Origin of the sequence: Siccirubricoccus sp. G192, from assembly GCF_019084075.1 — a bacterium.
Taxonomy (GTDB): domain Bacteria; phylum Pseudomonadota; class Alphaproteobacteria; order Acetobacterales; family Acetobacteraceae; genus G192.
This window is the reverse complement of record NZ_JAHREN010000001.1, coordinates 4,965,181-4,987,123: the sequence shown is the minus strand read 5'-3', so window position 1 is coordinate 4,987,123 and position 21,943 is coordinate 4,965,181. Positions and strand designations below refer to the sequence as shown.

19 protein-coding genes are annotated in these 21,943 nt (G+C 72.5%); 11 read left to right on the top strand and 8 right to left on the bottom strand.

The annotated features are described in order from the left end of the window. The first annotated feature begins 59 nt into the window (after nucleotides 1-59). Nucleotides 60-581: a DinB family protein gene (locus KSF81_RS24075; protein WP_217381122.1), complete on the top strand. Its 522-nt coding sequence runs from the start codon at nucleotides 60-62 to the stop codon at nucleotides 579-581. An 11-nt stretch (nucleotides 582-592) separates the two neighbouring features. On the opposite strand, the gene KSF81_RS24070 is transcribed toward KSF81_RS24075, so the two are convergent. Together KSF81_RS24070 and KSF81_RS24065 are read right to left on the bottom strand one after the other, a co-directional pair. Beyond that, nucleotides 593-1,567, bottom strand: a complete 975-nt coding sequence (locus KSF81_RS24070; protein ID WP_217381121.1) for a tripartite tricarboxylate transporter substrate binding protein — start codon at nucleotides 1,565-1,567, stop codon at nucleotides 593-595. Nucleotides 1,568-1,629: 62 nt separating this feature from the next. Beyond that, on the bottom strand, nucleotides 1,630-2,508 hold the full coding sequence (locus KSF81_RS24065) for an alpha/beta fold hydrolase (RefSeq protein ID WP_217381120.1): 879 nt from the start codon (nucleotides 2,506-2,508) through the stop codon (nucleotides 1,630-1,632). 218 nt (nucleotides 2,509-2,726) lie between these two features. Between KSF81_RS24065 and KSF81_RS24060 the strand changes: the two genes are divergently transcribed. The 4 genes from KSF81_RS24060 (at nucleotide 2,727) to KSF81_RS24045 (ending at nucleotide 6,019) form a co-directional block, all read left to right on the top strand. Continuing rightward, nucleotides 2,727-3,173 carry a carboxymuconolactone decarboxylase family protein gene (locus tag KSF81_RS24060; protein WP_217381119.1) on the top strand — a complete coding sequence of 149 codons (447 nt, stop codon included), beginning with the start codon at nucleotides 2,727-2,729 and terminating at the stop codon, nucleotides 3,171-3,173. Then, nucleotides 3,173-4,093, top strand: coding sequence for an NAD(P)-dependent oxidoreductase (locus tag KSF81_RS24055; protein WP_217381118.1), 921 nt, complete (start codon nucleotides 3,173-3,175; stop codon nucleotides 4,091-4,093). Before KSF81_RS24060 ends, KSF81_RS24055 begins: the two co-directional genes overlap by 1 nt. Next, a complete protein-coding gene (locus tag KSF81_RS24050) occupies nucleotides 4,090-4,884 on the top strand; it encodes an N-acyl homoserine lactonase family protein (RefSeq protein WP_217381117.1) in 795 nt (264 codons plus the stop codon). Before KSF81_RS24055 ends, KSF81_RS24050 begins: the two co-directional genes overlap by 4 nt. A gap of 286 nt (nucleotides 4,885-5,170) precedes the next feature. Further along, nucleotides 5,171-6,019, top strand: coding sequence for a PEP-CTERM sorting domain-containing protein (locus KSF81_RS24045; RefSeq protein ID WP_217381116.1), 849 nt, complete (start codon nucleotides 5,171-5,173; stop codon nucleotides 6,017-6,019). Between the two features lie 218 nt (nucleotides 6,020-6,237). Here KSF81_RS24045 and KSF81_RS24040 read toward each other — a convergent pair whose 3' ends face one another. Then, nucleotides 6,238-6,642 carry a multidrug DMT transporter permease gene (locus KSF81_RS24040; protein ID WP_217381115.1) on the bottom strand — a complete coding sequence of 135 codons (405 nt, stop codon included), beginning with the start codon at nucleotides 6,640-6,642 and terminating at the stop codon, nucleotides 6,238-6,240. Between the two features lie 156 nt (nucleotides 6,643-6,798). Between KSF81_RS24040 and KSF81_RS24035 the strand changes: the two genes are divergently transcribed. Then, entirely contained in the window at nucleotides 6,799-9,168 is a 2,370-nt protein-coding gene (locus KSF81_RS24035) for a xanthine dehydrogenase family protein molybdopterin-binding subunit (RefSeq protein ID WP_217381114.1), read from the top strand. Nucleotides 9,169-9,279: 111 nt separating this feature from the next. Here KSF81_RS24035 and KSF81_RS24030 read toward each other — a convergent pair whose 3' ends face one another. After that, entirely contained in the window at nucleotides 9,280-10,116 is an 837-nt protein-coding gene (locus tag KSF81_RS24030; RefSeq protein ID WP_217381113.1) for a hypothetical protein, read from the bottom strand. 154 nt (nucleotides 10,117-10,270) lie between these two features. On the opposite strand from KSF81_RS24030, the gene KSF81_RS24025 reads away from it, so the two are divergent. From KSF81_RS24025 to KSF81_RS31005, 3 genes are all read left to right on the top strand, one after another. Then, nucleotides 10,271-12,364, top strand: coding sequence for a PAS domain-containing protein (locus KSF81_RS24025; protein ID WP_217381112.1), 2,094 nt, complete (start codon nucleotides 10,271-10,273; stop codon nucleotides 12,362-12,364). 50 nt (nucleotides 12,365-12,414) lie between these two features. Further along, complete coding sequence (locus KSF81_RS24020; RefSeq protein WP_217381111.1) at nucleotides 12,415-12,774, top strand: response regulator; 360 nt, start codon at nucleotides 12,415-12,417, stop codon at nucleotides 12,772-12,774. Nucleotides 12,775-13,182: 408 nt separating this feature from the next. Next, complete coding sequence (locus KSF81_RS31005) at nucleotides 13,183-13,311, top strand: hypothetical protein (RefSeq protein ID WP_256444281.1); 129 nt, start codon at nucleotides 13,183-13,185, stop codon at nucleotides 13,309-13,311. 97 nt (nucleotides 13,312-13,408) lie between these two features. Here KSF81_RS31005 and KSF81_RS24015 read toward each other — a convergent pair whose 3' ends face one another. Next, a complete protein-coding gene (locus tag KSF81_RS24015) occupies nucleotides 13,409-16,915 on the bottom strand; it encodes a PAS domain-containing protein (RefSeq protein WP_217381110.1) in 3,507 nt (1,168 codons plus the stop codon). 354 nt (nucleotides 16,916-17,269) lie between these two features. On the opposite strand from KSF81_RS24015, the gene KSF81_RS32455 reads away from it, so the two are divergent. Both KSF81_RS32455 and KSF81_RS24005 read left to right on the top strand, forming a co-directional pair. Further along, a complete protein-coding gene (locus KSF81_RS32455) occupies nucleotides 17,270-18,070 on the top strand; it encodes an FAD-dependent oxidoreductase (RefSeq protein ID WP_217381109.1) in 801 nt (266 codons plus the stop codon). After that, nucleotides 17,959-18,648 carry a BBE domain-containing protein gene (locus tag KSF81_RS24005; RefSeq protein ID WP_217381108.1) on the top strand — a complete coding sequence of 230 codons (690 nt, stop codon included), beginning with the start codon at nucleotides 17,959-17,961 and terminating at the stop codon, nucleotides 18,646-18,648. Before KSF81_RS32455 ends, KSF81_RS24005 begins: the two co-directional genes overlap by 112 nt. 52 nt (nucleotides 18,649-18,700) lie before the next feature. On the opposite strand, the gene KSF81_RS24000 is transcribed toward KSF81_RS24005, so the two are convergent. The 3 genes from KSF81_RS24000 to KSF81_RS23990 form a co-directional block, all read right to left on the bottom strand. Beyond that, entirely contained in the window at nucleotides 18,701-19,651 is a 951-nt protein-coding gene (locus tag KSF81_RS24000) for a sulfotransferase domain-containing protein (protein WP_217381107.1), read from the bottom strand. A 127-nt stretch (nucleotides 19,652-19,778) separates the two neighbouring features. After that, nucleotides 19,779-21,122: an oxygen-independent coproporphyrinogen III oxidase gene (gene hemN / locus KSF81_RS23995; RefSeq protein ID WP_217381106.1), complete on the bottom strand. Its 1,344-nt coding sequence runs from the start codon at nucleotides 21,120-21,122 to the stop codon at nucleotides 19,779-19,781. Between the two features lie 45 nt (nucleotides 21,123-21,167). After that, the gene (locus KSF81_RS23990; protein WP_254453716.1) at nucleotides 21,168-21,542 is read right to left on the bottom strand and encodes a cupin domain-containing protein; all 375 of its coding nucleotides are present in this window, start codon (nucleotides 21,540-21,542) and stop codon (nucleotides 21,168-21,170) included. Nucleotides 21,543-21,943: the final 401 nt, after the last annotated feature.

Below are 21,943 nucleotides of genomic sequence, written 5' to 3'. Positions count from 1 at the left end.
CGCCGGGGTTTCCCCACTAGGCTGGCGGCCGATGCACCGGCCGCCAGCGCGAGGGCAGCATGATCTCCGCCGATTGGTGCCGCCTGATGGCGGCCTACAACAGCGAAATGAACGGCCGGCTCTATGCCGCCGCCGCGGCGGTGCCGGAGGCGGAGCGGCGCGCCGGACGCGGCGCCTTCTTCGACTCCCTGCATGGCACGCTCTGCCATCTGCTCTGGGCCGACCGCACCTGGATGAGCCGCTTCGCCGGCTGGCCGAAGCCCCCCGGCGGCATCAAGGAAAGCCCCCGCCTGATCGAGGACTGGGACAGCCTGCGCGCCGCCCGCGCCGAGGCCGATGCCGAGATCGAGGCCTGGGCGGCGGGGCTGGACCAGGCTTGGCTGGCAGCCCCTTTCACCTGGTTCAGCGGCGCCACGGGGCGGGAGATGACGAAGCCCGCCTGGGTGCTGGTGGCGCATCTCTTCAACCACCAGACGCATCACCGCGGCCAGGCGCATTGCCTGGTGACGCAGGCGGGCATCCGCACCGAGGATACCGACCTGCCCTGGACGGTGGACCTCAAGGCGCTGGGGCTGGAATAACGGCCGGGCCGCTATTCCATGGTGATGTTGTTCTCCCGGATGATGCGGCCCAGCACCTCGATCTCGCGCCGCGCCACCGCGTCCATCTCGGCCACGGTCAGCGGCCGCAGGATCACCCCGCCCTCCTCGGCGCGGCGCTGCACATCCGGCTGGGTAGTGGCCTCGCGCAACGCCGCGTTGACGCGCCCGATGATCCCGGGCGGCGTGCCGGCGGGGGCGAAGAAGGCGAACCAGGCATCGACGATGAAGCCCGGCAGGCCGGCCTCGGCGGTGGTCGGCACCTCCGGCAGGGCCTTGATCCGGGCGGCGCTGGCGATGGCGAGCGCCTTTACCCGGCCGCCCTGCACCAGGCCGATGGCGGAGGAAGGCGTGGTGATGAACATCTCCACCCGGTCGCCGGCCACGTCCTGCAAGGCCGGCGCGGCGCCGCGATAGGGCACATGCACCATCTCCACCCCGATGGCGCGGCTGAACAGCACGCCGGCGATATGCTGGATGGAGCCATTGCCCGAGGAGGCGTAGTTCAACTGCCCCGGCCGGGTCTTCGCCAGCGCGATGAACTCGGCCAGGCTGTTCACCGGCAGCCCGGGCGCGGCGAAGATGCCGTGCGGCGCCACGGTGGCCATGCCGACCGGCGCGAGATCCCGGATCGGGTCCCAGGGCAGGTTGCGCATCATCGCCGGGTTGCCGGCGTGGTAGCCGTTGTATTGCAGCAGCAGGGTATGGCCATCCGGCGCGGCGCGGGCCACCGACTGGATGGCGATATTGCCATTGGCGCCGGGCTTGTTCTCGATCACCACCTGGGCGCCGAGCGCGCGCGTCAGCGAGTCCTGGAACAGCCGCGCGGCGAAATCGCTGCCGCCGCCGGGCGGGTTCGGCACCACCACGGTGATGGGGCGGTTCGGCCAGGCGGGCTGGGCGCGGGCGAGTGCGGGCGCGGCGAGGGCGGCGCCGGCCAGCAGGGCGCGGCGGGTGGTGTGCGGCATCGGTGTCCTCCCGGAATCATTGCCTTGCCCCTATCGCCGCCGGGGCCGCCATGCAAGCGCGCTCAAAGGAAGCGGTCGAGCCAGGACAGCACTTCCTCCGGCGCCTCCTCGGCCAGGTAATGGCCTGAGGCGACCGCGCCGCCCGTGACCTCGCCCGTTGCGTATCGGCGCCAGATCGCCAGCGGCTCGTACCATTCGCCGAGCTTGCCCTTGGCGCCCCAGAGCGCCAGCAGCGGGCACTGCACCTTCTCGCCCCGGGCGCGGCTTTCACGGTCATGCACCAGGTCGATGGTGGCGGCGGCGCGGTAGTCCTCGCAGATCGAGGTCACGGTGCCGGGCTCGCGCAGCGCGGCCAGGTAGTCGGCCCGCGCCTCCGGGTGGAAGAAGCCGCGGTCCTTCGGTTCGCGCGAGGTGTGGAGGTCGAACCAGTCCTCGACATCCCGGAGGATCATCCGCTCCGGCCGGTCATGCGGCTGGGCCAGCCAGAACCAGTGGTAGTAGCCCATGGCGAAACCCATGTCGGTGCGCTCGAAATGCTCGATGGTCGGGATGATGTCCATGGTGCAGAGCCGCTCCACCCGCTCCGGATGGTCGATCGCCAGGCGGTGCGCGACCCGGGCGCCACGGTCATGGCTCACCACCCGGAAGCGGTTGAAGCCGATCCCCCGCATCAGCGCCACCAGGTCCTGCGCCATCTCCCGCTTGGCATGGGCGGCGTGGTCGGGGCTCGGCGGCGGCGAGCTGGAGAAGCCGTAGCCGCGGAGATCCGGCGCGATGACGGTGAAGCGCCGCGCCAGGGCGGGCGCGAGCCGGTGCCACATGGCATGGGTCTGCGGATTGCCATGCAGCAGCAGCAGGGGCGGGCCCTCGCCACCCTGGCGCAGCCGGATGCGCTGCCCGTTCGCCTCATGGTATTCCAGCGCGAAGCCCTTGAAGAACATGGCCGCCCCCTTCCTGGTCCCCGCCGATCCTAGAGCAGATCGCGGACGGGCGTGAACGTCCGGGAGCGTGAATCTGCTCTGCAAACAAAGGGCTACAGCGGATGGCGTTCAGGAATGAACGCCATCCGCTGTAGCCCTCCCGGGCGGGGACGCCAGCCGGTTGACCGCCGCCCCGGCCGGGGCCAGCCTTGCCGCCATACCCCCAAGGGAGAATGACGATGTCCGAGGATTCCGCACTCTTCGACAAGGGCATGCCGATCCGGCGCGAGGTGCTGGGCGCCGCCTATGTCGATGCCTCGATGTCCAAGGCCGACGACTTCATGATGTCCTTCCAGCGCGCCACCACCGCCTGGGCCTGGGGCTGGGCCTGGGGCGACCCGACGCTGGACCGCAAGACCCGCAGCCTCATCAACCTGGCGATGCTGACGGCGCTGAACCGCGCGCCGGAGATCAAGCTGCACGTGAAGGGCGCGCTGAACAACGGCGTGACGGTGGAGGAGATCAAGGCGGCGCTGCTGCATGCCACCGCCTATTGCGGCATTCCGGCCGGGCTCGATGCCTTCAAGGCGGCGCATGAGGTGCTGGTCGCCGAGGGCGCGCTGAAGCCCGGGGCTGGCGGGACGCGGCGCGAGGTCGAGGAGAAGCCGATGCCGGAGGCCCTGTGATGCCTGGCGCCATCAAGCGCATCGGCTTCATCGGCATCGGCAACATGGGCTGGCCGATGGCGGCCAACCTGCTGAAGGCGGGCTTCGATGTCGCGGTCTGCGACGCGGTGCCCGGCCGCTCCGCGCAATTCGTGCAGGAGGTCGGCGGCCGCGCCGCCGGCAGCCCGGCCGAGTGTGCGCAGGGCGCCGATTGCGTCATCACCATCCTGCCCACCAGCCGGCAGGTGGCGGAGGTAGCGGAGGGCATCGCCGGGGCGCTCGGCGCCGGCACGCTGGTGATCGACATGACCTCCGGCCAGCCCGGCAAGACCCGGGAGATCGCGGCGGCGCTGGCGCCGAAGGGCGTGGCGATGCTGGATTGCCCGGTCTCCGGCGGCGTGCCGCGCGCGAAAACCGGGGAGCTGGCCATCATGGCGGGCGGCGAGGCGGCGGATCTCGACCGCGCCGATCCGGTGCTGAAAGCCATGGGCACCAGCATCCATCGCTGCGGCGGCATCGGCGCCGGCCAGGCGATGAAGGCGCTGAACAACCTGGTCTCCGCCGGCGGCTTCCTGATCGGGATCGAGGCGCTGCTGATCGGCCAGCGCTTCGGCCTCGACCCGGCGCTGATGGTGGATGTGCTGAATGCCTCCACGGGCATGAACAACAGCACGCAGAAGAAGTTCAAGCAGTTCGTGCTGTCGCGCCGCTTCGATGCCGGCTTCGGGTTGGAGCTGATGGTGAAGGACCTCTCCATCGCCCTCGAAGTCGGGCGGGAGACGGGGACGCCCACGCCCTTCGCGGCGCTCTGCCGGGAGATGTGGGCCAGCGCGGTGCCGCTGCTCGGCCCGGGCCAGGACCATACGGCGCTGGCGCAGCTTTCGGAGAAGCTGGCGGGCGAAGCCTTGGGCGGCGGCAACCGGCCGGGAGGCGGAGCATGAACTGGGAAGCCTACGCGATCCGCTACGGCCGGCACGACCGCCCGGCGCAGAGCAATTTCCTGCTGCCGGTCGAGGACCCGCATGAGGCCATGCCGCTCGACTATTTCGTCTGGCTGCTGCGCGGGCCGGATGGCCACGATATCGTCGTGGATACCGGCTTCGATGCGGCGCTCGCCGAGAAGCGCGGCCGCAGGATCAGCCGCTCCGTCGCCGAGAGCCTGCGGGCGATGGACTGCGACCCGGCGAAGGTGCGGGATGTGGTCATCACCCATCTGCACTACGACCATGCCGGCAGCATCGGCATCTTCCCGAATGCCCGCATCCATATCCAGGACCGGGAGATGGCCTATGCCACCGGCCGGCACATGTGCACCGCCTGCATCCGCCTGCCCTTCGAGGCGGATCACGTGGTCGCCATGGTCCGCGCCCTGTTCGCCGACAAGGTGCAGTTCCATGACGGCGAGGGCGAGGTGGCGCCCGGCGTGACGCTGCACCGGGTCGGCGGCCATTCGGACGGCTTGCAGGTGGTGCGGGTGGAGACGGCGCGCGGCCCGGTGGTGGTCGCCTCGGACGCGCTGCATTTCTACGCCAATGCGGGCACCGGCAATCCCTTCCCGATCATCTTCGACCTCGGCGCCATGACCCAGGGCTGGCGCATCGCCAGGCGCCTGGCCGGGGGCGACGAGACGCGGGTGATCCCCGGCCACGACCCGGAGGTGCGGAACCGCTTCCCCGCCGTGCCGGGCCAGGATGGCGAGGTGGTGGCGCTGCACCTGGCGCCGCTGGCCTGAACCGGCAATCCGGGATGAGGCTGGCGCCCCGGGGCCAGCTCTGGGCGCAGGGTCGGAGTGTCGAGGATTCTTACAGCCCCAGCAGAACCCGTGCGAGCGGATGCCTAACTCCTTGATGGAGTTCGGCACCCCGGATTGGCGCGCTTCTTGCTTCCGCAGCCTGCTTTTATGTCGGTGAGGAAGACGTTTCCAAGGAGCGCAGCCAGTGCATTCTCCGAAGCCTGCCAGCCGGCCCGCATCCAACCGCTCGCCGTCACGCTGGATTCCGCGATGGGCGACGGCCGCCGTGGTCGCTCTGCCCATCCTGGCCAGCATTGGCCTGGCCGAGGCCGCGCCGGTCACTTTCTCCGCCTCGGGCGCCAACCCCGCCGCCATCCAGGGGCAGGTGGACGCCTTCCGGGCGGCGCTCGGTGGGCTGAACCCCAACCTGGCCGGCTCCGCTGGCACCGGCCGGCGCGAGATCAACTGGGACGGGGTGCCGGACGCCCGCTCGGTGCCCAACCCCCTGCCCGCCGACTTCTTCAACACGACCTCCCCGCGCGGCGTGGTGTTCGCGACGCCGGGCACGGGCTTCCAGGTCAGCGCCAATCCCGGATCGGGCGCGCCGGTCGAGTTCGGCAACATCAACGCGAGCTACCCCGGCTACTTCGCCACCTTCTCGCCGCAACGGCTGTTCACTGCCCTCGGTAGCAACGTGGTGGATGTGGACTTCTTCGTGCCCGGCAGCACCACACCCGCGCTGACCCGCGGCTTCGGGGCGGTGTTCACGGACGTCGACCTCGCTAACACTACAAGCTTGGCCTTCTTCGACGTGAACAATCTTCTCCTCGGCAGCTTCTTTGCCCCACCCGGGCTGACGGGCAGTGAGAGCCTCTCCTTCCTCGGAGTCGATTTCGGCACCGCCGTGATCTCGCGGGTGCGGATCACCAGCGGGAATTCCGCGCTGGGCCCGAACGAGGCTGGAGGCATCGACCTCGTGGTGATGGACGACTTCATCTATGGCGAGCCGATCGCCCGCGCCGCAACTGTGCCCGAGCCCGGCACGCTCGCCCTGTTCGGATCGGCGGTCGCGGGACTGGTCGCGCTGCGACGCCGCCCAGGCAAGGCGGGCGAGAGCACCGGCGCGCATACCTGACGCCGATGGACCGGGCAACTGCCTTCCTGCCCGGGTGCGGCCTGCCGGCAGGGCTGCTGTGGGTCGCGCCTTGCTTCCGAGGTCCGGGACAGTGACGCCGCGCCGGCCATCGGCGCGGCGATCACTGCCGTGTCCCGCAGGTGGCAGTCCTGGTCCCGAAGCTCGGGCGCAGGATGCCAGCCTTCTGGCTTGCTGATTCCGCCCGGACGGCGTTTGCCCTACCGCGCCATCATCAGCATCGCCGTCAGGAACAGCCCGCCCAGCGACAGCCCCATGGAGAGGCCGGGCCAATAGGGCCGCGCCCCGCCGCCCACCAGCAGCGCATTGGCGGCGAGTGAGCCCATCAGCCCCGCCACCGGCTGCATCCAGGGCAGTTTCCAGAACCCCCAGGCCAGCAGCACCAGCCAGAAGGCGAAGGCGCCGCGGCCGAGGATATGGAAGGCCCGGTCGGCCGCCTCCGCCTCCGGCCGCAGCCCCGGGGTGGAGCAGCGCGCCTCGATGACGGCGCCCAGCGAGAGCGCCACCAGCGCCAGGAAATAGATCTGCATGGCCTGTTCCGCCCCCCCCCTGCCGCCGGCCCGCGCCGGCCCCGGCGGCAGGCGGCGCCGGAGCGGCGGCCGCATCCCCAACCTTCCCCTGCCGCACCGGTCCCGGCGGGCGGCGGACCCTTGCCGGAGGGGCCTGGAGTGTCAACCTCTGCGGGACCGGGGGTCGCCGGCCGGGCATTCCTGGCCTAGCTTCGGCCCCCAACGGATCAGCGACAAGGCGAGAGAGACCTCATGCCCGACACCTCCATGCCGGATCTGACACGCCTGAAATTCGGCGTCGGCCAGCCCGTGCCGCGCAACGAGGACCCGGCGCTGCTGCGGGGCCGCGGCCGCTACACGGATGACATCAGCCTGCCCGGCCAGCTTTTCTGCGCCATGGTGCGCAGCCCCTATGCGCATGGCACCATCACCGGCATCGACACGGCGGCGGCGAAGGAGGTGCCCGGCGTCGTCGCCGTCTATACCGGCGCCGACCTCCAGGCCGCCGGCTTCGGCGTGCTGCACTGCACGCTGCCGCTGAAGAACCGCGACGGCACGCCGCTGCGCAACATCGAACGCCCGGCGCTGGCCATGGACAAGGTGCGCTTCGTCGGCGACCCGGTGGCCTGCGTGGTGGCGGAAAGCCGGGCGGCGGCGCGGGACGGCGCCGAGGCGGTCTTCCTCGATATCGACGTGCTGCCGGCGGTGACGGAAGCCTCCGCCGCCGCCGCGCCGGATGCGCCTGATCTCTATGACCACATCCCCGGCAATGTTGTGCTGGACTTCCACTATGGCGACGCGGCCAAGGTGGCGGCGGCCTTCGCCAGCGCCGCGCATGTGACGAAGCTTTCCATCCGCAACAACCGCGTCGTGGTCTGCGCCATGGAGCCGCGCAGCGCCATCGGCGAATACGACGCCGCAAGCGGCCGCTACACGCTGCATGTCGGCTGCCAGGGCGTCTTCGGCTTGCGCGGGCAGATGGCGAAGGACATCCTGAAGGTGCCGGTCGAGAAGGTGCATATCCTCACCGGCAATGTCGGCGGCAGCTTCGGCATGAAGGCCAGCGCCTATCCCGAATACCCCTGCCTGCTGCATGCGGCGAAGGAACTCGGCCGGCCGGTGAAATGGACCGATGACCGCAGCGGCGCCTTCCTCTCGGACCAGCATGGCCGGGACCATGAGGTGGAGGCGGAACTGGCGCTGGATGCCGAGGGCCGGGCGCTGGCGGTGCGGCTGACCGCCTTCGCCAATATGGGCGGCTACCTCGCCACCGTGGGGCCGCTGATGGGCACCGGCAATTTCGTCAAGAACATCCAGAGCAACTATGCCACCCCGCTGATCGAGGTGAACACGAAATGCGTGGTGACGAACACCACGCCGGTCTCCGCCTATCGCGGCGCCGGGCGGCCGGAGGGCAACTACTTCTTCGAACGCCTGCTGGAACAGGCGGCGCGGGAGACCGGCCGCAGCGCCATCGAGCTGCGCCGCATCAACCACATCAAGCCCGACCAATTCCCCTTCGCCACCGCCTCCGGCAGCACCTATGACAGCGGCGATTTCACCGCGGTGCTGGACCAGGCGCTGCGGGCCGCCGACTGGGACGGCTTCCCGGCGCGCCGCGCGGAAAGCCAGGCGCGCGGCAAGCTGCGCGGGCGCGGCATCGGCAATTACCTGGAATGCACCGCGCCGCCGATGAAGGAACAGGGCGAGATCCGCTTCGAGCCGGATGGCACCGTCACCATCATCACCGGCACGCTGGATTACGGCCAGGGCCACTGGACGCCCTTCGCCCAGGTGCTGCACGAGCGGCTCGGCGTGCCCTTCGAGGCTATCCGGCTGGTGCAGGGCGACAGCGACCGGCTGGTCGCCGGCGGCGGCACCGGCGGCTCGAAATCCCTGATGGCCTCGGGCGCCGCCATCGTCGAGGCGGCGGCGCTGGTGATCGAGAAGGGCCGGCAGGCGGCGGCGCATATGCTGGAGGCCGCGCCCGCCGATATCGAGTTCGACCGCGATGCGGAGGGGCATGGCCGCTTCACCATCGCCGGCACCGACCGCAGCATCGGCATCATGGAACTGGCCGAGCGCCTCCGCACCGCCAACGACCCGCCGCCGGACCTGCCCACCAGCCTCGATGTCCGCCACGTCTTCGACCAGGCGCCGATGGCCTTCCCCAATGGCTGCCACATCTGCGAGGTGGAGATCGAGCCGGAGACCGGCCATGCCGAGGTGGTGCGCTACATGTCAGTCAACGACTTCGGCGTGATCGTGAATCCGCTGCTGGTCGAGGGCCAGGCGCATGGCGGCATCGTGCAGGGCATCGGCCAGGCCCTGTATGAGCATGTGGCCTATAGCGAGGAGGGCCAGTTGCTGAGCGGCAGCTACCAGGATTACTGCCTGCCGCGCGCCAGCGACCTGCCGAGCTTCGGCTTCCAGAGCCATCCGGTGCCGGCGAAGACCAATCCGCTCGGCGCCAAGGGCTGCGGCGAGGCGGGCTGCGCCGGGTCGCTGCCGGCGGTGATGAATGCGCTGGTGGATGCGCTGGCGGAATACGGCGTCAGCCATATCGACATGCCGGCGACCCCGGAGCGGATCTGGCGGGCGATCCAGGCGGCGCGGGCCTAGTGGTCCGATCCTGACGCCTGGGGATCAGGCGTCAGGTGAATCGGCCCACCAGCGGCCTACGCCTGCCCGGGCATGTCGGCCGGGGTCCATTCCGGTTCCACCGCGAAGGTGTCATGACGGAATTGTGAACAATCCGAACGTGAATTCGGAATGGCCAATTCCGCCGGTAAATGGGGCTTCGGGCGGCTCGCCCGGCCCGGCGCGCGCAATCGTGAGGTTCCAGCCCACCGCCCCGGCGCTAGCCATCAACCACGGCGCGCCCGGCAAGGAAGGGCAACCGGGGGGATGGTGGGCGAGACGACCTGGAAGAGCATGGCGGCGACGGCGCCTCGACGTCCCGCGCGGAGATCGGGCGGCCTCGGTGTCCGGGCGCATCTGGTGCTGCTTGCCCTGCTGGCGCTGCTGCCGGCCTGGGGCCTCGCCGGCTTCGCCGCCTGGCGCCTCGCCGAGGCGGAACGGGTAGCGCTCATCCATGCCGGCCAGGATGCCGCGCGCGACATCGCCGCGACGGTGGAGCGCGAGGCGGCGGCCCTGCGCGCCAGCCTTATGGCGCTGGCCACCTCGCCGGCCCTGGCGGCCGGCGACCTGGCCGCCTTCCGCCAGCAGGCGGCGCTGCTGCATGCCGCCGATGGGGTGGAGGTGGTCCTCGCGCCGGCCGTGAACGGCGCCGCTGCCCGTGTCCGGCCAACCTTTTCTGGCCTGCAGCGCGATGCCGCCAGCGACCGGAAACTGGTCACGCTCAGCCGGATCATCGGTCCGGGGGACCCGGCCACCGCCGATCGTGGCCCGGTCCGGCTGTCGATCACCACGGATGCCCTGGACTTCTGGTCGGAGGCCTTGCAGCGCACGACCCTGCCCGAGGGCTGGGTCGCCTCGGTTCTGGATGCGCAGGGCACCATCCTGGCCCGCGCGCCGCAGCCGGAACGCTTCGTCGGCCAGCCCGTGCATCCCGAGGCCGCCGAGGTGCTGCAGGATGCCAGGACGGCGACCGAGGGCTGGTCCACCGGCGCCACGCGGGAGGGCACGCCGGTGCATATCGCTTGGCGCCTGGTCCCGGACCTGCGCTGGACCGTGCTGGTCGGGATCCCGCGGGATGAGGTGGATGGCGCCCTGCTGCGAGCCCTGCTGCCGGTGCTGCTGGGGGGGCGGCGTGGCGCTGGCGGTGCTGAGCCTGGGCTTCGGCTTCTGGACCAGGCGTTTCCTGGCCCGGCCGCTGCTGGCGCTGGCCGCCGCGGCCGCGGCGGCCGGGCGCGGCGCGGTGCCGGCACCGGTTGCGGCCTCCGGGGTCCGGGAGATCGATGCGGTCGCCGCCGCCCTGGAAGCCGCCGCCGCCGAGCGCCGCGACCGCGAGGCGGAGGCGCTGGCCCTGGCGGCGCGGTTGCAGGCGGTGCTGGACCACGCGCCCATGGGCATTGCCCTGGCCGAGGCGCCTTCCGGCCGGATCAGGCTGGCCAACCGGCGGCTGGGCGCGATGCTTGGCCTGCCGCCCGGGGGTGCCGGCCGCATCCCCCCGCATCTGGCGCGGGACGCCCGGGATGCCGAGGGCAGGCCGGTGCCGGAAGCGGAGATGCCGCTCGCCCGGGCCCTGGCGGGGGCGGCGCCGGAGGCCTGCCAGGGCGAATATCGCCTCCGCCGGGGCGATGGCGGCTTCATCTGGGTCCGGGCGCTGGCGGCGCCGATCCGCGACCGCGATGGCGGGATCGGCGGCGCCGTGCTGGCGCTCTCCGGGATCGATGCCGAGCGCCAGGCCGCCGCGGCGCTGCGCGAGAGCGAGCTGCGCTTCCGCACCCTGGCCGAGGCGGTGCCGCAGATCGTCTGGTCCAGCGGCCCGGATGGCACCGTGGACTACTACAACCGGCGCTACCGTGAATTCGTGGGCGACGGCCCGGAGCCGGAGGAGGCCGGCCTCCAGGTGCCGATCCATCCGGAGGACCGCGATGCCGCCCGCGCCGCCTGGCGCCAGGCCCTGGCGACCGGCGAGCCCTATGAGGCCGAGTACCGGCTGCACCGGGCCGATGGTGTCTGGCGCTGGTTCGTCGCCCGCGCCCTGCCGGCCCGCGATGCCGAGGGCGGCATCCACCGCTGGCTCGGCACCGCGACCGACGTGACCGAGCTGGTCGAGACCCGCCAGGCGCTGGAGGGCCAGGTGGCGGCCGAGGCGGCAGCCCGCCAGGCAGTGGTGGCGGCGGCCGAGGCGCTGGCCGGTTCCGAGTCCCGCTTCCGCAGCTTCGCCGAGGCCAGCCCGGACCTGCTCTGGGTCCTGGAACTCGGCGAGGACCGCCTGGACTATCTGAGCCCGGCCTTCGAGCGCCTCTGGGGCGAGCCGCCGCCGGACCGGCCCGGCCTCGGCCCGCTGACCACCGGCCTGCATCCCGAGGATCGCGACCGGGTCGAGGCGGCCCTGCCGCGGCTGCTGGAGGGCGAGGCGATCGACCTCGAATACCGCATCCGCCGGGCCGATGGGCAGCAGCTCTGGCTCCGGGTGCTGGGCTTCCCGATGCGCGATGCCGGCGGCCGGGTCGTGCGCATCGGCGGCTTCGCGCGCGACGCCACCCAGCGCAAGGCGGCCGAGCAGCGGCAGCGGCTGCTGATCGGCGAACTGAACCACCGGGTCAAGAATACCCTGGCGACCGTGCTCTCGCTGGCGCGGCAAACGGCGCGGCGCGGCCGGGGGGCGGAATTCCTCGAGGATTTCCAGGCGCGGCTGATGGCCCTGGCGCGCGGCCATGACCTGCTGACCTCCAGCACCTGGCGCGGCGCGACGCTCGGCGAGGTGGTGGCGACCGCTCTGGCCCCCTGGCGGGGCGGGGAGGTGCCGCTTGATGCCGGGACCGGTGCGGGGGCCGGGCGCGTCGCCTTCGGCGGCCCGCCGGTCTGGCTGGCGCCGCGGCAGGCGCTGGGGCTGGGGCTGGCGATCCATGAGATGGCGAGCAATGCCGCCCGGCATGGCGCGCTGCTGGTGCCGCAGGGCCGGGTCTCCTTGACCTGGCATCGGTTGGATGGAGGTATGCTGCAACTCGACTGGGCCGAATCCGAGGGGCCGCCGGTCCGGCCGCCGCAACGCCAGGGTTTCGGCGTGCGGCTGCTGGAATCCGGGCTGGCGGGGGAGCTTGGGTCGGGGGCGGAGGTGGTGCTGGACCATGCGCCGGAAGGATTCCGGGCCAGAATTCGCTTCCTTCCCGCCGAGGAGGCATGACTTGGGGCGCGCGAGTGACAGGCGGCGATGACCGAGAAAAGGTGCGGGCGATGACAGGGCTTACGGGGCGGCGCGTGCTGGTGGTGGAGGACGAGGCGCTGGTAGCGATGCTGGTGGAGGATGCGCTGCTCGATGCCGGCGCCTCGATCATCGGCCCGGCCGCGACGGTGGCCGAGGCGCTTGCCCTGCTGGCGCGCGAGAGGCCGGAGGCGGCGGTGCTCGACCTCAACCTGGCCGGCGAGACCTCGACCCCCGTGGCCGATGCCCTGGCCGCCCGCGGCATCCCCTTCGTGGTCGCCACCGGCTATGGCGCGGACGGGCTGCCCCCCGGCCATGCCAATGTGCCGGTCCTGGCCAAACCCTACGACCCCGACGACCTGACCGCCGCGCTCATCCGCCTCTGCGGCTGAGCGGTCCGGCCAGGTGCCGAGCCACAGGGCTTGGCCAGCACCGGCACTGGCTGACCTGACATCGTGGTCGCGGGGATCATGGCCGGGCTCGGCCTGGAGCATGATGCGTTCACCTTCGTTCACGCATCATGCTCCAGGCCTTTGTTTGATCGCGTGATTCACGCTTTTCGGTGCGAGCACCTCAAGCGATCATGCTCTAGCCGGAACTGGCAGATCGCGCGGCAGTCCTTGGCGGAGTGGCCGGGAGCAGCCCCCGGACATGCCTCGGGAAACCCTCCTGCGTGGGAAGGTCGTTATCCCGATCGGCCGTCCGGGTCGTGAACCAGGGAGGCTCCGGATGCGGAAGTTCATTGTGGCCGAGTTGAGGGCATCGCTCCAGAAGGGGCCGTCCCCCGGGCTGTCAGACAGATGATGCATAATGGCATGGAGGGAATGGGTTGGATGATGGGCGGCATGGGCCTGCTCTGGCTCCTGCTGCTCATCCTGCTTGCGCTCGGGATCGCGGCACTCATCAAGTATCTCCGCTCAGGCCGCTGAGCGGATGCCTTTGGCTGGGATCAAGGATGTCCTCCGGCGGACCAGCCCGCCGACGCGGCCCATCAGATCCCTGCATGCTGCGTCGATGCCGGATTGGTCACGCGCCACTGCCGCATCCGCCACCAGCAGCACGCGCCTCGCCCCGCAGTGCCGATGGATCTGGCGCCGGTAGCCCTGGCGCCGGCTGGCTGGCCGCCGCGGCCACCGGCAGCCAGAGCGTCACCACGGTGCCCTGGCCGGGCGTGCTGGCCAGGGCCAGCGCGCCGCCGGACTGCACCGCGAAGCCATGCGCCATGGAGAGGCCGAGGCCGCTGGCCTGGCCGGTCTCGCGCGTGGTGAAGAAGGGCTCGGTGGCCCGCGCCAGGGTGGCCGCATCCATGCCCGCGCCGGAATCCTCCACCGCGAGCCGGAGATAGCGGCCGGGCCGCAGCCCCTGCGGGTGGCCCGGCCCGACCGTCTCCGCCGTGGCGGAGAGGCGGAGCCTGCCATCCCCCGGCATGGCGTCCCGCGCATTGAGCGCCAGGTTGAACAGCACGAGGTCGAGCTGCATGCGGTCCGCCTGCACCGGCGGCAGGTCCGGCGGCACTGCGATCTCCAGCGCGATGCCGGGGCCGAGCGGGCCATGCAGCAGGGCGGCGAGGTCGCGCAGCACCGCCGCGACCTCGACCGGGCCGGTCCGCAAGGCATCGCGGCGGGCGAAGGCCAGCATCCGGCGGGTCACGTCGGCACCGCGCTCCGCCGCCTCCAGCGCCGCCCTGGCGTAGCGGCGCACCCGCGCGGGATCCTCGGACTTGGCCTCCACCAGATGCAGCGCCCCGGTCATCACCTGCAACAGGTTGTTGAAGTCATGCGCCACGCCGCCGGCGATGCGGCCCAGTGCCTCCAGCTTCTGCGCCTCCCGCAGCCGCGCCTCCGCCTGGTTGCGGGCCGTGAGGTCGATCAGCACCGAATAGCTGCACAGGAAGCGGCCGGCCGCGTCATGCTCGGCGCGGGACCGCACCAGCACCTCCACCCGCTCGCCGTTGCGGCGGAGCATCCGGTACTCCACCTCCCGCACCTCGTCGCCGGGGGCCTGCAGCGCCGCCAGCGCGGCTTCCCAGCGCGCGGCGCTGTCCCCGGGCATGAACTCCCCGGTGCGGCGGCCCAGCACCTCCCGCTCATGCGTGTAGCCGAGGAAGGCCAGCCATTGCTCGCTGACCCGGATCAGCCTTCCCTCGGCATCCACCGAATGGAAGGCGGCCGGGGTGCGGTCGTAGATCCGGCGCAGCTCGGCCTCCCGCGCCGCCAGCTCGGCGGTGCGTTCCGCCACCCGCTGCTCCAGCCCCTCCTTGGCCCTGAGCAGCGCCGCCTCGGCCCGCTTACGGTCGGTGAGGTCGAGGATGAAGGCGACGATCTGCTCGCGCGCCTCCCCCGTCAGGGCATAGCCGATCAGGATCGGCACCCGGCTGCCATCGGGGCGGAGATATTCCTTTTCATACGACGTGCAGACGCCCTTGGCGCGCGCCTCGGCGAGGCCGGCGGCATCGGCCGGGCGCCATTCCGCCGGCGTCATCGCGTCCCAGCGGAGGTCGCCCGCCTCCAGCGCCGCGCGGTTGCGGCCGGCAAGGCGCAGCAGCGCGTCATTCGCCTCCAGGATGCGGCCATGCACATCGCCGCGCAGCACGCCGATCGGATTGGCCTCGATCAGGGCCCGCAACTCGGCCTCGCGCTCGGCGAGGCGCTGCTCGCGCATCCGGGCCTCGGTGATGTCGAGATTGACCCCGAGCATCCGCGCCGGCCGGCCGGCAGCATCCACCTCGATGCGGCCGCGGGCGGCGATCCAGCGCGGCATCCCGTCGGTGGCGCGGCGGATGCGGAATTCGGTGGCGAATTCCCTTGAACCTGCCGCCAGCGCGGTGGCCTGCATGGCCTGCACCCGCGCCCGGTCCTCCGGGTGCACCAGCCGGAACCAGTCGGCGGAATCCGGCGGCGGCGCGGCCGGGTCGAGGCCGAACAGCCGGTATTGCTGCGCCGACCAGACCTGCCGCCCGCTGCCGGGGTCGAGGTCCCAACTGCCGATCCCCGCAGCCTCCTGCGCCAGGCGCAGCCGCGCCTCGCCCTCCCGCAGCGCATCCTCGGTGGCGCGGCGCGCGGTCACGTCCCGCAGCGCGCCGAGGGCGCGGGCGGGCCTGCCATCCGGCCCGGCCAGCACCTCGCCGCGATCGGCCAGCCAGCGCAGGCCGCCATCCGGCCACAGCAGGCGGAACTCGAAGGCATAGGGGCCGGGCCGGGCGAAGGCGGCGGCGGTTTCCGCCGACATCCGCGCCCGGTCCTCCGGGTGCAGCCGGGCCAGCCAATCGGCGTCGCCGGAGCTCCAGGTATCGGCGGCCGCAGCTGGCGGCAGGCCGGAGAGCGCCAGGCATTCCTCCGTGCGCAGCACCCGGCCGCTGGCGATGTCGTAGTCGTAGCAGCCGATCTGCCCGGCCCGCTGCGCCAGCCGGAACCTGGTCTCGCTGGCCCGGAGCGCCGTCTCCGCCTCCCGCCGGCGCCGCAGCATGGCATCGAGCGCGGCGGCGAGCCCGGCCGCCTCGGCGAAGCCGGTCCCGCTTCCGGCCGGGTGCGGCAGGGCGGCGTCCGCGTCCTGCTCCAGCCGCGCCGCGGCCCCGGCCAATTGCCGCAGCGGCCGGGCCAGCCACCAGGCGGCGGCCCAGCCGAGCAGCGCTGCCAGCAGCGCCGCGCCGCCACCCAGCAGCAGGATCTGCCGCTGCATCGCCCGCATCGGCGCCAGCGCCCTGGCGGCATCCTCCCAGGCCACCACCACCCAGCCGAGGCCGGGATAGTCGCGGTGGCCCCGGGTCGGCGCCGCCACCGCGAAGTCCCGGCGGCCCTCCGGCCCGGGCCCATCCAGCCCCGCCCCATCCAGGGCGAGGCGGCCCTGGCCGCCGGGGGGCAGCGCCAGGATGCGGCCCAGCAGCCCCGCCGGGCCGGCCAGCACCTCGCCATCCCGGCGCAGGATCAGCATATGCGGGTCGGCCGGGCCGGCCGGCGCCACTGCCTCGATGGCCCAGCGCCAGTCGAGCTGCGCCAGGATCACGCCGACCACCTGCCCGGCCGCGTCATGCACCGGTGTCGCCAGGTCCACCAGGCGCAGCGGCTGGCCGGGTCGCCCCGCCAGCACCGGCGCCGGATGCACATCCGCCACCACCGGCCCGTCGAGCGCGCGGCGCAGGATGTCCTGGCCCGAGAGGTCCTGGCCCTCCAGCAGGCGGCGGCTATCGGCCAGCACCCGCCCGTCCGGCGCGACGAAGGCGAGCAGGGCATAGTCGCCGGTCGTGTCTTGCAGCCGGGCCAGGATCTCCCGCCGCGTCTCGGGCGGCGTGGCCGGGTCGCGCATCAGCGGCAGGCCGGCGGCGACCTGCAGGTCGCGCCAGCGGGCGAAGATGCCGCGATCCAGCATCTCGGCGAATTGCCGGGCATCGCCGGCCAGATCCTCCAGCAGCTCGGCCTGCACCCCCCGGCTCGCTTCCCCACAGGCCAGCAGGCTGGTGGCGAGGGCGGCCAGCAATGCGATGCTGCCGAAAGCGGCGGCCAGAATGAAACGGAGGGGCGGAAGCGCCTGTGCCATGACCGGAACGAAAGGGGTATGCGGTTGTAGCCGCAGCCTCTCATGGCCGGCGCGTCACATGGACGTCAGGCGTTGGGGCATCAGGCGTTGGGGCGGCGTCGGGCCGGACCGCCCGGCCGGCAGGCAAGCCCCGGCGCCTGGCACCGGGGAGCCGCGCATCCCCTGTGCGCCCGCGGGAAGCGCCGCCGATCGGCCGGGGCGGCGCAACTTTGTGTTTGACCCCCGCTGCGCTGCGGATCGACGATCCCCGCGGCGGCGTCCCGCTGATCCGGCCGATGCCGGAGGAGGCCGCGGCAGGATGGGGTGCCGGCGCCACCCTCGCCTTCAGCCCGCACCACCACATGGGAGGTGACGATGAACGCGACATCATCCCTGGCCGACACGGCTGCCGAACTGGCCAGGTCATTCATGGGACAGGTCCTGCGGCCGGGCGATCCGGGCTACGAGGACGCCAGGAAGGTGCATAACGGCCTCATCGACAAGCGCCCGGCACTCATCGCCCGCTGCGGCGGCCTGGCCGACATCGTCGATGCGGTGAAGCTGGCGCGCGACCAGGGGCTGGAGGTCGCCGTCCGCGGCGGCGGCCACAATGTCGCGGGGCGCGCGACGACCGAGGGCGGCCTGATGCTCGACCTGTCCTTGATGCAGGGCATCCATGTCGATCCGCGGGCACGCACCGCCCGCGCGCAGGGCGGCGTCACCTGGAACGGGTTCAACCGCGAGACACAGCTCCACGGCCTCGCCACCACGGGGGGGCGTGGTCTCCTCGACGGGCATCGCGGGCCTGACGCTCGGCGGCGGGCTCGGCTGGCTCATGGGCAAGCATGCGCTGGCCCTCGACAACCTCCTGTCGGCGGAGGTCGTCCTGGCCGATGGCAGGGTCGTCACGGCGAGCGCCGGGGACAATACCGACCTCTTCTGGGCCCTGCGCGGCGGCGGCGGCAATTTCGGCGTGGTGGCGTCCTTCGAATACCGCCTGCACGCGGTGGGGCCCATGGTCACCGGGGGGGCTCATCGCCTATCCCTTCAGCGAGGCCTGGGACGTGCTGCGGCACTTCCGGGATGTCACGGCGTCGCTGCCCGACGAGTTCACCGTCTTCGGCGGCCTGGTCCACGCGCCGGACGGGTCGGGCGCGAAGCTGGCGCTGCTCGTGATGTGCCATTGCGGCACGCCCGCCGCGGGCGAGGAGGCGGTCCGGCCGATCAAGCGGTTCGGCACGCCGGCGCTCGACGCGGTCGGGCCGATGCCCTATTCCCAGCTCAACGCGATGCTGGACGCGGCCTATCCGCGCGGCGCGCTCAACTACTGGAAGTCCAACTTCCTCTCCGGCCTGAGCGACGACGCGATCCGGACGATGATCGGCTGCTTCGCCGAATGCCCGACGCCGATGGGGCAGTTGCTGCTCGAGCACTTCCACGGCGCCGTCGCGCGCGTCGGCGTCGCCGACACCGCCTTCCCGCACCGCACCGAGGGCTACAACATGCTCGTGCTCTCGGAATGGATGGACCCGGGCCAGAACGATGCCTGCATCGCCTGGGCCAGGGAGTCCTACGCCGCGCTGCGGCCCTTCATGGGCGCCGGCCGCTACATGAATTACTTCGGCGACGATGAACCTGGCGATGCGGTCGCCGCCGCCTATGGGCCGAACTACCGGCGGCTGCAGGCGATCAAGGCGAAATACGATCCCGGGAACTTCTTCCGCCTGAACCACAATATCCAGCCGGCTGCCTGACCGGGCCGGGGAAAGTCGAAGGCGGGCGGCTGCGTCGCCCGGACCGTCAGCCTCAGTGCCGCCGGTCTGGGTCGCCGGCCCGCAACCGTCCCTCCGCCAGCCACCGCCGGCAGGCGGGCGGCAGCGTCGCCTTCAGCTTCGCCTCGTAGAGGGCGAGGTCCGCCTCCCGGAACACGCCCCGCCAGCGGCCGACCTCGCCGCGGTGGAAGAACCGGTCCGCCCCGCCCTCCAGCATGCCGACCGCCCGCGTCATGATCGCTGCGCCCTCGCGGCGCATCGCCGCGAACCCGGCCGCCTCGACGAGGGCGGGCCAGGTCTCGTCCGGGACGGCGATGCCGAGGTGGTCCGCCACCCGGCGCATCTCGCTCGCCAGGTCCGCCTTCAGGTCGGCGTAGTGCACCAGGAGCAGGTTCGGGCGGTGCCGCTCCTCCCACCAGCTCCGCTCGAAGTGGAAGTAGGACATGCTCGGGCTGCCGTCCGCATCGCCTGGCACCACGCCCTCGGTCAGCCACCGGTGGAAGAAGTCGGCCGGGTCGGCGGGGAGAGGCGGGTAGGGCCGATCGATCGCCGGGTCCGCCATCCCCTCCCGCTCAAGCGCGGCCAGCATCTCGGCCTCGAAGCCGGAGGCGAAGTGGTGGAAGGAGAGGCAGGCGTCGCGCCCGTCCCGCGCGACATGGATGTAGCGGACCTCATCGTGGAGCGGCAGGCCGTCGGCGGGCAGGTGCGCCTTCAGGAAGCGGCGGTGCGCCTGCGCCTCGACCCGGGCCATCACCGCGTCCAGCGGCTCGGGGAAGCGCCGGTCGATCCAGGGCGAGACCAGCGGGATCGACCGCGGCTCCGGGGTCTGGAAGACGAGCAGGTCGACGATGCGCTGCATCCAGGTGGTGCCGCACTTGGGGTAGGTGGCGATCACCACGTCGCCGGGGCGGGGCCGGTACCGGTCCCAGCGGGTGCTGTCGATGATCCAGGTGCGGTAGACGCGCTGCGCGGGCCGGGTCGGCATGGGGCGGCACCTCCGATGCCGCAGACTACCGCCGCGGGCGTGGTGGTGGACAACCCAGGGCGACGGTCCCCGTCCCAACCCTTGCCGCATCGTCCGTGGGAGGGTGCGCAGCCTTTGGAAGGGTGTCCTACACCGCCCGGCTGTGCCGTCCGGTGCCGGTGCCGAGATGGGCGTCGAAGCAGGCCGCCACATGGCGGACATGCCGCCGCCCGGCCGGCGTCACCCGCAGCATGTCGGGCATCAGGTCCAGGATGCCGTCCCCGGCCAGCCGCGCCAGGGCGGGCCGCGCCTCGGCCAGCAGCGCCGGCGGCAAGGCGGTGAGGTCGAGGGCGAAATCGCACATCACCCGCTCGATCACCCCCCGCCGCAGCCGGTCCTCCGGGGTGAGGGCGAGGCCGCGGCGCACCGGCAGCTCGCCCGCCTGCACCGCCGTGACGTATTTCCGCTCATCCGTCGCGTTCTGGGCATAGAAGGCCCCCGGACCGGTGCCGATGCTGCCGATGGCCGAGGCGCCGAGGCCGAGCAGCACCGGCGCCGTATCCGTGGTGTAGCCCTGGAAGTTGCGGCGGAGCCGCCCCTCCCGCGCCGCCACCGCCATGGCATCCTCCGGCCGGGCGAAGTGGTCGAGGCCGATGGTCTGGTAGCCGGCGCGCGCCAGCACCGCCTCCGCCGCCTCGGCCTGGCGCAGCCGTTCCAGGGCGCCGGGCAGGTCCTCGCTGCGGATGGCGTTCTGGTGCGGCTTCATCCAGGGCACATGGGCATAGCCGAAGACCGCCACGCGGCTGGCCCCGAGATCGGCGGCGAAACCGGCGCTGGCCGCCACGTGCGCCTCGGTCTGGCCGGGCAGCCCGTACATCAGGTCGAGGTTGATGCCGGTGATGCCGGCGCGGCGCAGCCGCTGCACCGCCGCCTCGACGCATTCGGCGGGCTGGATGCGGCCGATCCGCCGCTGCACCTCGGGCGCGATGTCCTGCACGCCGAGCGAGGCGCGGTTGATGCCGGCCTCGGCCAGCGCCTCCACCATCGCCTCGTCCAGGACCCGGGGATCGAGCTCCACCGCCAGTTCGGCCCCCGGGCGGAAGCCGAATTCGGCTCGCAGCGTGGCAAACAGGTCGCGCAGCGCCGGGGCGCCGATGGTGCTCGGCGTGCCGCCGCCGAGATGCAGCGCCGCCACCCCGGCATGTCCGGGCAGCGCCGCGGCCAGCAGCGCCGCCTCGCGCCGCAGCGTCGCGGCGTAATCGACGATGCGCGCCTGGTTCCGCGTCACCGAGGTGTGGCAGCCGCAATACCAGCAGAGCGCCCGGCAGAAGGGGATGTGCAGATACAGCGAGAGCGTATCCGCCGGGCCGATGCCGCCGAGCCAGCCACGATACTCGGCCTCCGCCAGCGGCGCGAAATGCGGCGCGGTCGGGTAGCTGGTGTAGCGCGGCAGGTTGGCGAGGGCGTAGCTGATCGGGACGTTCGGGCTCATGCCCGCATTGCTAGGCCCGGCCATGGCCGGCTTCCTTGCGCGGGATCAATCCGGCGGCAGATGCAGCGCCAGCCAGAGGGTTTCCGCCGCCGGGTCGGTCCAGGCGACGCGATGCCGGCACCGCGCCGGGATCACCGCGCAGTCGCCGGGGGCCAGCACCCTTTCGGTGCCATCGGCGAAGCCGAGCCGGGCGGCGCCGGCCAGCAGCAGCACGAATTCCGCGCCAGGCTGGTCGTACCATTGCCCCGGCGGATCGGCATGGGCGAGGGAGGCGATGCGCTCCACCCGCGCGCCACCGGCGGCGAGCAGGGTGGCGAAGCTCTCGCCGCCCGGCGCCGCGGCCGGGCCATCCGCGATCCGGCCGAAGCGCGGCGCGGGGGCAGGGGCTGGTCGCGTGCCCGGGCCGCTGGCGGGCGGCATCAGGCGGCACCCTGCGCGGCCCGCACCGGGGCGGTGACGCAGGGCGCCGGGCGCGTCATGGCCGGCGCGGCGACCGGGGCGAAGCGGTCGGGATCGGGCATCGGATGGCTCCTGTGGCGCGGGCCGGAGGCCCGCAAAGGCCCGGCATGCTCTCATGCCACTTCCGTGCCACGCTGCTTCGGATTGGCCCCCGGCACCGCCTCTCGCATCCGTGAAGACGGGCCGGGCCGACCGATGCAGGCCCGGCGCGTTCGCCGGGGGTAGGTTTTGGGGGTTGGGATGGCAGAACGACGCGGCAAAAGGCCGAAGGCGGCGCATCCTGTCGCGCCGGCATCCGCGCCTCCGGCGGCCAGCCCGGGCTCCGCCCCGGGCACGGCGGCCGGTGCCGGGCTTTCCGGGGC